This is a genomic window from Moraxella sp. HMSC061H09 (assembly GCF_001809255.1).
In the GTDB taxonomy this organism is placed as follows: Bacteria; Pseudomonadota; Gammaproteobacteria; order Pseudomonadales; family Moraxellaceae; genus Moraxella; species Moraxella catarrhalis.
Window position 1 is genome coordinate 49416 of sequence record NZ_KV796860.1, and the last position, 11505, is coordinate 60920.

Annotated in this window: 9 protein-coding genes and 2 tRNA genes; all 11 read right to left on the reverse strand. The window is 44.2% G+C overall.

Going from position 1 to position 11505, the window contains the following annotated elements; all coding sequences use genetic code 11:
* Window positions 1-147: 147 nt before the first annotated feature.
* Window positions 148-2886, reverse strand: a complete 2739-nt coding sequence (infB, locus tag HMPREF2573_RS08540; RefSeq protein WP_003657313.1) for a translation initiation factor IF-2 — start codon at window positions 2884-2886, stop codon at window positions 148-150.
* Between the two features lie 155 nt (window positions 2887-3041).
* Entirely contained in the window at window positions 3042-4523 is a 1482-nt protein-coding gene (gene nusA / locus HMPREF2573_RS08545; protein WP_003657312.1) for a transcription termination factor NusA, read from the reverse strand.
* A 99-nt stretch (window positions 4524-4622) separates the two neighbouring features.
* On the reverse strand, window positions 4623-5120 hold the full coding sequence (gene rimP, locus HMPREF2573_RS08550) for a ribosome maturation factor RimP (protein ID WP_003657311.1): 498 nt from the start codon (window positions 5118-5120) through the stop codon (window positions 4623-4625).
* A gap of 251 nt (window positions 5121-5371) precedes the next feature.
* Window positions 5372-5448: transfer RNA gene (locus tag HMPREF2573_RS08555), tRNA-Met, on the reverse strand.
* 173 nt (window positions 5449-5621) lie between these two features.
* A tRNA-Leu gene (locus HMPREF2573_RS08560) sits at window positions 5622-5706 on the reverse strand.
* Window positions 5707-5762: 56 nt separating this feature from the next.
* A complete protein-coding gene (gene secG, locus HMPREF2573_RS08565) occupies window positions 5763-6065 on the reverse strand; it encodes a preprotein translocase subunit SecG (protein ID WP_003657310.1) in 303 nt (100 codons plus the stop codon).
* Window positions 6066-6103: 38 nt separating this feature from the next.
* Window positions 6104-6856, reverse strand: coding sequence for a triose-phosphate isomerase (gene tpiA, locus HMPREF2573_RS08570; protein ID WP_070473195.1), 753 nt, complete (start codon window positions 6854-6856; stop codon window positions 6104-6106).
* 193 nt (window positions 6857-7049) lie between these two features.
* Window positions 7050-8147, reverse strand: coding sequence for a phospho-N-acetylmuramoyl-pentapeptide-transferase (gene mraY, locus HMPREF2573_RS08575; RefSeq protein ID WP_003657308.1), 1098 nt, complete (start codon window positions 8145-8147; stop codon window positions 7050-7052).
* Between the two features lie 17 nt (window positions 8148-8164).
* Window positions 8165-9649: a UDP-N-acetylmuramoyl-tripeptide--D-alanyl-D-alanine ligase gene (gene murF / locus HMPREF2573_RS08580; RefSeq protein WP_070473198.1), complete on the reverse strand. Its 1485-nt coding sequence runs from the start codon at window positions 9647-9649 to the stop codon at window positions 8165-8167.
* A gap of 21 nt (window positions 9650-9670) precedes the next feature.
* Window positions 9671-11233 carry a UDP-N-acetylmuramoyl-L-alanyl-D-glutamate--2,6-diaminopimelate ligase gene (locus tag HMPREF2573_RS08585; RefSeq protein ID WP_003657306.1) on the reverse strand — a complete coding sequence of 521 codons (1563 nt, stop codon included), beginning with the start codon at window positions 11231-11233 and terminating at the stop codon, window positions 9671-9673.
* A 35-nt stretch (window positions 11234-11268) separates the two neighbouring features.
* The coding region (locus tag HMPREF2573_RS09665) for a penicillin-binding transpeptidase domain-containing protein (protein ID WP_255360641.1) at window positions 11269-11505 on the reverse strand (237 nt) is incomplete at its 5' end.

Here is an 11505-nt window from a genome sequence, read left to right on the forward strand (position 1 = left end):
TTTTGAACGATCAGACCAATAATTTATTAAAAATTTAATTAAAATTTATTAAATAAAATCAATAATTAAATGGAGTGACTAAATACTAACTTTTGGGCGTATCATTTGCATGATTTTAAACAATATACCCAAACGCCATCATCACCATTATAGCTCTCGTTTCACTTCATGGATCTCAAAGACCTCAATCTTATCACCCACGGCAACCTCATAGCCCTTGACCGCAAGACCGCATTCCATACCTGCTTTTACCTCATTGACATCGTCTTTGTAGCGACGCAAAGATTGTAAATGGCCTGTAAAGATGACTTTGTCATCACGCAAGACTCGGATTGGCTTATTGCGATAAATAGTACCTTCTTGAACCATACAGCCTGCGGCTGCGCCAAATTTACTTGAGCGGAAGACATCACGAACCTCAGCGATACCTAAAATCTGCTCACGATGCTCTGGTGCAAGCATGCCACTCATTGCTGCTTTGACATCATCAATAAGACCGTAGATAACGCTATAATAACGAATATCTATGCCCGCTTCATCTGCCTTGCGTTTACCTGCATTATCAGCACGGACATTAAAGCCAAGCAATACCGCTTCACTTGATTCTGCCAAGATGACATCAGATTCGGTAATCGCACCAACGCCTGAGCTGATCACACGCACTTTAACTTCATCAGTTGAAAGTTCGTCTAATGCATTTAATAACGCTTCTAGTGAACCACGGACATCTGTTTTTAAGATGATATTCAAAGTTGCAACTTCTGCCGATCCCATACTTTCAAATAAGGTATCAAGTCGCATTTTATTTTGACGATCAAGCGTGCGTTCACGCTCCCGTGCTGCCCGAAAATCAGCAACTTCACGGGCTTTTTTCTCATCAGATACCACTAAAAATTCACTGCCTGCTGCGGGTGCTTCTGGTAGACCCAAAATCTCAACAGGAATTGATGGGCCTGCGGTTTTGATGCGTTGACCATTTTCATCAGTCATGGCACGAACCTTACCATAGTATTCGCCTGCCAAAACCAAATCACCTTGATTTAATGTACCTCGCTTAACCAATAAGCTTGCCACAGCACCTCGTCCTTTATCCAAGCGTGATTCAATCACCACACCTTGGGCAGCACCATCAATCGGTGCCTCAAGCTCCATCAGTTCTGCTTGGATACTAATAACCTCCAAAAGCTCATCAATACCCATACCCGATTTGGCAGAGACTTTAACCATAGGAGTATCGCCACCCCACTCTTCTGGAATGACTTCTTTGACGGACAACTCATTAATCACACGATCTGGATCGGCGGTATCTTTATCCATCTTGTTAATCGCAACAATGAGCGGTGTCCCTGCAGCACGAGCATGATCGATGGCCTCTTCGGTTTGTGGCATCATGCCGTCATCAGCAGCAACCACAAGCACCACGATATCTGTTGCTTGAGCCCCTCGAGAACGCATGGCGGTAAAAGCAGCATGGCCTGGGGTATCTAAAAAGGTAATTAGACCACGATCTGTTGTTACATGATATGCACCGATATGCTGAGTAATACCGCCTGCTTCGCCGCTTGCAACTTTAGTAGTGCGGATTTTATCCAAAAGCGATGTCTTACCATGGTCAACATGACCCATGATGGTTACTACAGGTGGGCGTGTTTGGACATTACCTGATTTTTCATCAACAGCGACTTGTAAATCATCTTCTAGCTGGGTATCGCTGATCGGTACAAAGTTATGGCCAAATTCTTCGATGACAAGTGCAGCGGTCATTTGATCGATACTGTCTGACTCACGCACCATCTCACCCATCTTCATCAGTGATTTGATGACTTCACGCACCTTAACCGCCATTTTTTGTGCCAAATCGGATAAAACGATATTTTCACCAACCTCAACATTATGGACGATTTTTTCAACAGGCATTTCAAATTTATGTTTATTGGCTTGAGATGATTTTAAGCCCTTTGCACGGGTTTTCATTTCACGCTCTTCTTGCTGACCTTTGCGGCTTTTTTTACCGCCTTTGCCAGCAGTGCCTGTTGCACCTCGTTTAATTTCACGACGCTCTTTTTCAAATGATTCTTCAAGCGCAGCACCCACCAAGCCATCAGCCAACGGTGCATCGTCTTTGGTACGAACAATAGCGGCAGTCGCACCGTCATCAGCATCGCTATAGCGAGACGCCATTTGTTTCATCTGCTCAAGTGTGCGTTTTTGAGCTTCTTCGGCAGCTTTACGGCGTGTTTCTGCCTCCATCTGACGCAAACGCTCTTCTTCTGCTTCACGAGCTTCACGCGCTTTTTTGTCAGTTGCCGATTCTTTTTTGATGGGTTTGGCAGGTTTTTTCTTATCGGTTTTTTCTGCTTTATCAGCAGGCTTGGCGTCTTCTGGATTTTTTATCTTTTTGACGACAACCGTCGCATTAACCTCATGATTTTTTACAGGCTCACTGCTTGCACGCATCGCAGCCAAGGTTGCCGCTTGACGCTCGGCTGCTTCTTTTTTGCTGCGTTCGGCAGCTTGTTTTTCTTCGGCAGCTTTTAGGCGTGCTTCTTCGGCAGCCTTAGCTTGGGCTGCGATTTTCGCTTCAATCTTAGCTGGATCTGGTTTGTCATAGACGACTTTTTTGGTACGCACGACATTGACCGTTTTTGCCTTACCTGATGTGCCTGTCACTTGAGCGGTTGAGGTAGTTTTGGATTTTAAACTGATGCGAGATTTGGGTTTTTCACCATGGCTTTGCTTTAAAAAAGCCACCAGTTTATCTTGCTCGCTATCGGTAACAAGATCATTTTCGCCACGACTTGGTAGACCAGCATCGGCAAGTTGTTTTAGGATGGTTTCGGTTGTTGTTTTTGAAGTTTGTGCAAGTTGTTTAACTGTTTTTGCCATTCATATCACCTAATTGTTTTGGTTTGGCAAGTGGGCTTGGCACAACTGCCAAACACTGCCCACTTATGTATTGTCTGCCAAACCTTTAGGCTTGGCAAAGTTATTTTAATGGCTGTACGCTCATTGCTGTACGCCTACGACCGCTACACTCATGATTATTCGAACCATGATTGGCGTGCTGCCATAATGAATTTTCCAGCACTTTGGCTGTTCAAGCCCTCGATATCTTCGATATCAAAAATGGCTTGCTCTGCCAAATCATCCAGCGTAATGATATCACGCTCGGCCAATTTGTAAGCGATTGCTGGCGTCATGTCTTCTAAAGCCAAAAGCTCGGCACTTGGCTCTTTGATATTTTGCTGCTTGGCAATTTCATCACTGATGATGACTTCTTTGGCACGCTCTTGGATGGCAGTAATGGTTTCATCATCTAAGCCATCAATTTCATAGAATTCCTCTACTGGTGCATACGCCACAGTTTCAATATCGGCAAAACCCACTTCCGCCAACACTTCAGCCAAATCACGATCAAGCTCCAAGCGTTCATAAAATAGGTCAATCACTGCTTGATTTTCAGAAGCTTGGCGCTCGCTGTATTCAGACTCCAAAATCATGTTCAGCTTGTAGCCAGTTAATTCAGAAGCCAAGCGAACATTTTGACCTTGAGATCCAATGGCACGGGCTAATTGATCATTCGTTGCAAAAATCACTTCAGCAGTTTTAGCATCTTCATCAAGCACAAGACCAATGACATCAGCAGGCTCAAGCGCACTGATGATATATTGTGCTGGATCTTCATTCCAAACAATCACATCAATGCGTTCACCATCTAGCTCCTGTTGTACAGCTTGAATACGCGTACCACGCATACCAATACACGCACCCACAGGATCAATACGGTGATCATTGGTTTTTACCGAAATTTTAGCGCGTAAACCAGGTAAGCGAGCCACATCACGAATCTCAATAATCTGCTCACTAATCTCTGGCACTTCTTTATTCATCAAAGCAATCAGCATCTCATTGCTGGTCCGTGACAACATCAGCTGTGGGCTACGACCATCACGATTGACCTGAGATAAGATGGCAGAAACTCGGCTTTTGACACGCAATGTCTCACGCGGCAATGTCTGATCTTTTGCCAAATAACCTTCACCGCCTTCACCCAAATCCACAATATAAGCATCACGGCTTTGTTTTTTAATTTCACCACTGATTAAATCACCAATGCGTGACTCAAACGCATCGGCAACCAACGCTCTTTCAGCTTCACGGATTTTTTGAATGATTACTTGTTTGGCTTGCGTGGCAGCGATACGACCAAATTCAATCGACTCAATTTGTTCTTCTTTGACATCACCAATCTGCCATTCGTTTTCGTCCAAATCACTGATCGCAAGCTGACACGCTGGCATCTCATGATCTTCATCAGCAACCACTGTCCAATAACGAAATGTATCATAATTGCCCGTTTTGCGATCAATATGTACACGGATGGCAACTTCAGGCTGCTCAGTATAGACTTTTTTCTTGGTTGAGACGACAAGCGCTTGCTCAATCGCCTCAAAAATATCTTCAGGATTTAGTCCTTTTTCGTTACTGACGGTCTCAACCACAGTCAAAATTTCACGACTCATCTGTAGATCCTTTGGGTTAATTGATATTGATTAATTTTTATGCAATGATTGTATCACTTCACCATGCAATCTCATATGACAGGCATTAGACCAAATAAATCAGTCTTCGTACACCAAATGTGCTTTATCCACGCTATCAAATGCAATATTAAATTCAAGCTTATCTTCGGTGATCACTGTCATGCTATCCTCGCCCACGCAGGTCAAGCGACCCACTACTTTGCGGCGTTTCGTATCACCGCTACCAATGGCATGGATTAATCGCAAATTGATCGTCTCACCCACATATGCCGCTACCTGCTCACGCGTAAATAAAGGACGATCAAAACCCGGACTTGACACCTCTAGGACATATTCGCCCGCAATTGGATCGTGAACATCTAATACACCAGAAACCTGATGATTAACCGCTGAACAATCCTCAATGGTCACATGCTCGCCTGCCGCTCGATTTTCGGGCAGTGATTCAATATAAATACGCAGTAATGATTTGCGACCTTGGGGCATAAACTCAATGCCCCACAAATCAACACCGCAGGCAGCTACCGCAGGGGCAATCAATTCGGTCAGCTCAGCAATTTTGCTTGATGGTTTCATGATTGAATGATAATTCCTAAAATAATATTTACAAAACGGCGGTACTTATCACAACAGTCTATAAAGCACTATTATAACATCGTATAACCCATCATGAGTGATAAGCGTTATTTCAGTGATGAATTTGTTTTAGATATAAAAAAACCCACATAACACAAGGTTGGTGGGCAATCATAATACCAGCCGACAGCTTAATTCAAGATATTAAGCTACCTAAGATTGTAATTTGGCAACGCTTAGGATTTTAAAAATGGTAGCGGGGGCTGGATTTGAACCAACGACCTTCGGGTTATGAGCCCGACGAGCTACCAGACTGCTCCACCCCGCATCAATTTAGAATGCCTATTATATAGACTATTTTTTTAATGTCAAGCAATTTTTAAAAATTTTTAGCTAAGCAATCTGGCTGCCAGTCAAGTCTATGAGTGATTCATATCTATCGGCAGTGATTGATGCCTAATTCAAGCAAAAAATCCCTAAAGATAAGCCAGAAATTGAATTTGGTGCGATCGGAGGGACTTGAACCCTCACGCCGTGAAGCACTACCCCCTCAAGATAGCGTGTCTACCAATTCCACCACGATCGCAAAATAAAATATCGGAGTATTCTACCCAAAAAATCTGTCAAGTGCAAGCAAAATCATTACTTAATTGGCGGGGTATTCGGTGTCTCGCTGACAACGGCTGGCACATCCAAGCGTAACTGATCTTCGGCTTGTTTTTGGGCGAAGTGAGCCAGTGCAAGGCTTGTTGCAAAAAAGATTGTCGCAAGCACTGCGGTTGTGCGTGTTAGAAAGTTTGCCGACCCTGCCGCACCAAAAACTGTACCTGCTGCACCTGAGCCAAAAGATGCGCCTGCATCGGCACCTTTACCATGTTGAATCAAAATAAAACCCACCATGACAATGGCAATAATAATATGAATGGCTAAAAGAATTGTAAGCATAAATTTCCCAATCGTATGGTATACAAAAATAAAATAAGCTACGATGCTGACTCAAATGCAGCAATAATCTGTGCAAAGGTATCCAATTTTAAAGAAGCACCTCCGACCAATGCCCCATCAACACCTTCAGCTTGAGCAAATTCAGCAGCATTTTGCTCATTCACCGAGCCACCATAAAGCACACTGACGCCTTCAAAGTGATACGATGCTAAGACTGACTTAATATGCGCATGGGTTGCGATGACTTCTTGAGTGCTGGGTGTCAGACCTGTGCCAATCGCCCAAATAGGTTCATAAGCAATGATAAGCTTGCCCCGTGGCACACGAAAGGTTTGTAATACCGATAACTGATCATCAAGTACTGATAAGGTCTGATTGTCTTGATATTGCTCTTTGGTCTCACCAATACAAAACACAACGCTCAAATCTGCAGCAAATGCGTGCTTCATTTTCTCAACCAATAAGCTGTGATCTTCACGATAATAGTTGCGACGCTCAGAATGCCCAATAATGACAAAGCCTACGCCCAAATCACTCAGCTGCTCAGCAGACACATCACCCGTATACGCCCCCGTACTTTGGGTATATGCACAAATATCTTGAGCACCCCCCCAAATCGGTGTACCTGCCAATACACCTGCCACAGTCGATACATGGGTAAAACTTGGTGTACAGCCAACCCTGACCGCATCACAGGCTATACCACTCAAGCCCTGTGCCAGCTCATGTGCCGCCGACTTGGTTGCTGGGTTTAATTTCCAATTGCCGATGACGCATCTTTGTACATTCATAGTCGTTATCCCTATAAAGCTTTAAAGTTCAGACAGTCGATGAGCAAATACACCCAAACGAACTCGCTATTATAGCCCAACTTGGTCAATCTCCCTAAAAGTTTTTAAAATTTTATCAACCAATCTGCCATTAAACTCACCTTAACGCACTTACCAAAAGGACACAAGGCTCATCGGTGAATTGGTGGCAAATTTAGCGTAATTTTAAGGTCATCAGTCCAAGCACCACCAAAATAATACACACAATATAAAAACGCGCGACTACTTTGGTTTCTTTGAGTCCAAGCTCTTCAAAATGATGATGTAAAGGTGCCATCAAAAAAATGCGTTGTTTACGCAGACGATAAGAACCAACCTGTAAAATCACCGATACCGCTTCAGCCACAAAGATACCGCCCATGATCGCAAACGCCAACTCTTGGCGAGTCATCACAGCAATGGTACCAAGCATACCCCCAAGACTCAATGCACCCACATCGCCCATAAATACATCGGCGGGTGCTGCATTATACCAAAGAAAGCCCAAGCCTGCGCCAATCATGGCAGCACAGACGATGGTAACCTCAGCATTATAAGCAATATAAGGCACATGCATATAATCAGCAAAATGTGGCGAGCCAGAAATATAAGCAAAAACGCCCAAGCCTGCTGCGACCAAAACTACGGGTAAAATCACCAATCCATCCAAACCATCTGTCAGATTCACCGCATTAGATGAGCCTGCCAACACAAAATAAGTCGCAATAATAAATCCCAAACCCAATGGGATCGCTGAAAACGGAATCACAATGTCTTTAAACAGTGGGATTAGCATGTCTTGCATGGCGATCATGGTATTGGTATCTTGCTGTGTGGCGATGTAATACATCGAACAGCCAGCAAATAGCGAGCCGACCGATAGCCAAAAATATTTTTTGCGAGCAATCAGTCCTTGGGGGTTTTTGTGCTTGATTTTTAGCCAATCATCTGCCCAGCCAACTGCACCAAAAATGACCATGACCACCATTAAAATCCAAACATAAGGATTGCCTAAATCCGCCCATGCCAAGGTAGCAATACCAATCGCCACCAAAATCAGCACCCCGCCCATCGTAGGCGTGCCTTGTTTGGCAAGGTGAGTTTTTGGTCCATCATCACGCACGGCTTGACCGTATTTTAAGGTACGCAGATAATGAATCACAGGCTTACCACCAATGATAACAATAAGCAGCGATGTAATCACCGCAAGCAGTGCCCGCAAAGTCAATGAACCGATGGCAATGTCTGTTTGCTGTAATAGCCAATACAACATGAAGCATCCTTAATTTGTTAATGGTTACAAGCGGTCAAATCAGCAATCAGGCTCTCCATTGCCATGCCACGAGACCCTTTAAATAACACGGTGGCGGAACCATGTGATAATAATTGACGCAAATCCTTTAAAAGACTTGGCTTATCTGTATAATGTCTGGCAATGGATTTTTGTTCATTGATTGCAGCGGCAGTGTGTGCCATGTGATTACCCAAAGTCAATACATGATCAATCTCAAGTAAAGCCAACTGATGCCCCAGTTTGGTATGCTCATCATCTGCCGCATCTCCTAACTCAAAGATATCACCAAGCACCAATATCTTAGTGTCTAATTCAGCTTCAAGCACTTTTGCTGCAGCGAGCATGGAAGTTGGGTTGGCATTATAAGTATCATCAATAATGTGATATCCATCCATTGACAGACGCATCAAACGACCCTTAGGTGGCGTCGCACGCAGAAGCCCTTTGGCGATTTGTTCAAGTGGTACGCCCAGTGCAAAAGTCGCCGAAGCTGCCGCCAACGCATTCGCCACATTATGCTCACCAATGAACGGTAGATGAACAGGCAAGCTGTCAATTTGATCAATATCAATATTGGTATTTAGAGTAAATGTGCTGTGCGTGGCAAAAGTTTCGATATCATCAGCAAATAAATCCCCCATCATCAGCACCGAGCTGATACCTTCGGCTTTAAGCATAGCTTGATCCGTCGCTTCAAGCCCCGCTTGCTCAATCGGCACGGCACGCTCACCAAACGATAAATGCAGCTTTGTAAATTGAGACGCTTGCTTTAAAAGCTCTGGATAAAAGTCATCTGAAAATGGTAAAATTGCCACGCCCTGACTGGTCAGTGCCGAATAAATCTCTGATTTGGCACACGCAATATTAGCCCGACCACCAAACTCACCCAAATGCGCTGTACCGATATTTAGTATCAATGCCACATCAGGACGCACCATTGACGCTGTATAAGCAATCTCACCCAAATGATTTGCCCCAAGCTCTATCACCAAAAAACGATGCTCATCAGTCAGCTCAAGCAACATTATCGGCACGCCAAGATCATTATTTAAATTGCCACGCGTGATGAGCGTCGGTGCAATTTGACTTAAAATAGCACCAATCATCTCTTTGGTCGTCGTCTTGCCACTAGAACCAGTCAAGGCAATGACCGTCAAATCAGGGTGAGCGTCTCGCCGAAACTTACCCAAATTCCCCAAAGCAAGCTTAGTATCTGCCACCAAAAGCTGTGGCATATCGCAATCAACAACACGCTCAACAATCGCCGCAGATGCACCTTGCTGATACGCATTTTGGATAAAATCATGCGCATCAAATCGCTCACCTTTGATTGCCAAAAAAACATCGCCTGCTTGGATTTGGCGTGTATCAGTCACAATACGACGGGCGTCAATCTCAGCCTTATCACTGTGATGCCACTGCCCCTGTATGGCTTGTTTTAGGTTATCTTGGTTCCAAAAATATGCACTTGAATTTGTCATGCGATTGCCTTTTATTACTTTTTATTTTTGATATTTTTGTAAAAACTCACCCAATACTGCCAAATCATCAAAATCATAACGCACGCCTTGGATTTCTTGATAAGTTTCATGCCCCTTACCTGCAATCACAACGATATCAGTTTTGCCTGCGGTTTTAACCGCCAATTCGATGGCATTTTTTCGATCAGGCTCGATGATGATTTTATAATGATCCTCACAAGACAGCCCTTTTTGCATATCTGCTAAGATGGCAGATGGCGATTCAGAACGCGGATTATCAGCAGTCAAAATCACTTGATCTGCATACGCCAAACCTGCTTGGGTCATCTGCGGGCGTTTACCTCGATCACGATCACCACCGCACCCAAAGACGGCAATTAGCCGGCCTGTACAGTGGCGACGCAGGCTTGATAAGACCTGCTTAAGTGCGTCGGGCGTGTGTGCATAATCAATAATAAAAGCACCCGTCTGAGATGACGCACGCTGCATACGCCCTCTTGCACCTTGTAATTGAGTAATCAAATTTGGCAAATCTGCTGCCCTTGCAGGGTTTAAAGCCGTAAATGCCGCCATACTGGCAAGCAAATTATCCACATTAAACAACCCAAGCAAAGGACTTATCGCCGTCATCTCACCTTGAGATGTTTGTACCTCAATCTCAACACAATCAAGGCTTGGGCGTACTGCTTTGGCATAAAAATCAGCGTTTGGCTTTTGTTGGCTATATCCAATTATCTGAAAATCTGCCGCCTCATAATCAAACAAAGCAGGCTCATCATCTAAATTCACCACACCAAATCTTAGTGTTGGGAACAATGATTGATCAAAAAGCTTGGCTTTGGCATCACGATAAGACGCCATATCAGCATGATAATCCAAATGATCTCGGGATAAATTGGTATAGATAGCACCGATAATTGGTACGCCTTGTAAGCGATACTGATCAAGCCCATGCGAGCTTGCCTCAAGTGCAATCATTTGTACGCCTTCTTGTGCCATTTGATGGATAAATGTATGTGTCAATAACACATCGCCTGTGGTGTTGGCGGACTGGATCAGCTGACCCAATCGTCCATTACCTGCCGTCCCCATCACAGCAGAGCTGATGCCAGACGCTTGACAAAGCTGTGCGATCAGCTGACTGACCGTGGTTTTGCCATTCGTACCTGTTACCGCAATAATCTTGGGCAATGCCACGGCATGATGTAGCTGAAGGCGAGCAGCAATCAAATCACCCAAATAGGTGCGAATATTTGGCACGCTAACGATAGGAATTTGTATGCCATCTAAATCCAGTCCCACCAAATCAAACTCACTGATGACAAATGCCGCACTGTCTTTGACCGACATAAGATAACGATTGGCATTATTTAGGTTTGTCTGAGCATCTTGACGACTACTTTTTAACAGTACAAAACCATCATCTGTACCAATCTTACGACTATCCAAACAAAATTGGTCAAATTGACACGCCAAAATCGGTGCAAACACAGACTCAAGTGTCATCAAACCAAGTTCTGCCGCCACAGTATGGGGGGTGGCCACCGCTTTTTGGATCACTTCACGAAAACTTATTGGCATCATCATACATCCTTAATCAGCTAAATTCATCGGTCAGTTTAGGGTGCTAAAACCCGTAAAGGCTTATCATAAGGCACATTATATAAGCGCAGTGCCTCTTTCATCACTTGGTGGAATACGGGTGCTGATACTTGGCCTGCATACGATTGGCGGCGTGGGTCTTCAACCAAGATTGCCACCACAAAGCGTGGATCTGACGCAGGTGCTAAGCCAACAAAAATCGCACGATGCTGATCGGTATAATAACCACCTTGTGGATTGGTACGCCGACTGGT

What these genes read in the sequence shown, in the direction of transcription:
- secG (WP_003657310.1), bottom strand. Translation starts at nt 6,065, where the DNA reads ATGCTTACAATTCTTTTAGCCATTCATATTATTATTGCCATTGTCATG.
- rimP (WP_003657311.1), bottom strand. Translation starts at nt 5,120, where the DNA reads ATGAAACCATCAAGCAAAATTGCTGAGCTGACCGAATTGATTGCCCCT.
- mraY (WP_003657308.1), bottom strand. Translation starts at nt 8,147, where the DNA reads ATGTTGTATTGGCTATTACAGCAAACAGACATTGCCATCGGTTCATTG.
- nusA (WP_003657312.1), bottom strand. Translation starts at nt 4,523, where the DNA reads ATGAGTCGTGAAATTTTGACTGTGGTTGAGACCGTCAGTAACGAAAAA.
- infB (WP_003657313.1), bottom strand. Translation starts at nt 2,886, where the DNA reads ATGGCAAAAACAGTTAAACAACTTGCACAAACTTCAAAAACAACAACC.
- HMPREF2573_RS08585 (WP_003657306.1), bottom strand. Translation starts at nt 11,233, where the DNA reads ATGATGCCAATAAGTTTTCGTGAAGTGATCCAAAAAGCGGTGGCCACC.
- murF (WP_070473198.1), bottom strand. Translation starts at nt 9,649, where the DNA reads ATGACAAATTCAAGTGCATATTTTTGGAACCAAGATAACCTAAAACAA.
- tpiA (WP_070473195.1), bottom strand. Translation starts at nt 6,856, where the DNA reads ATGAATGTACAAAGATGCGTCATCGGCAATTGGAAATTAAACCCAGCA.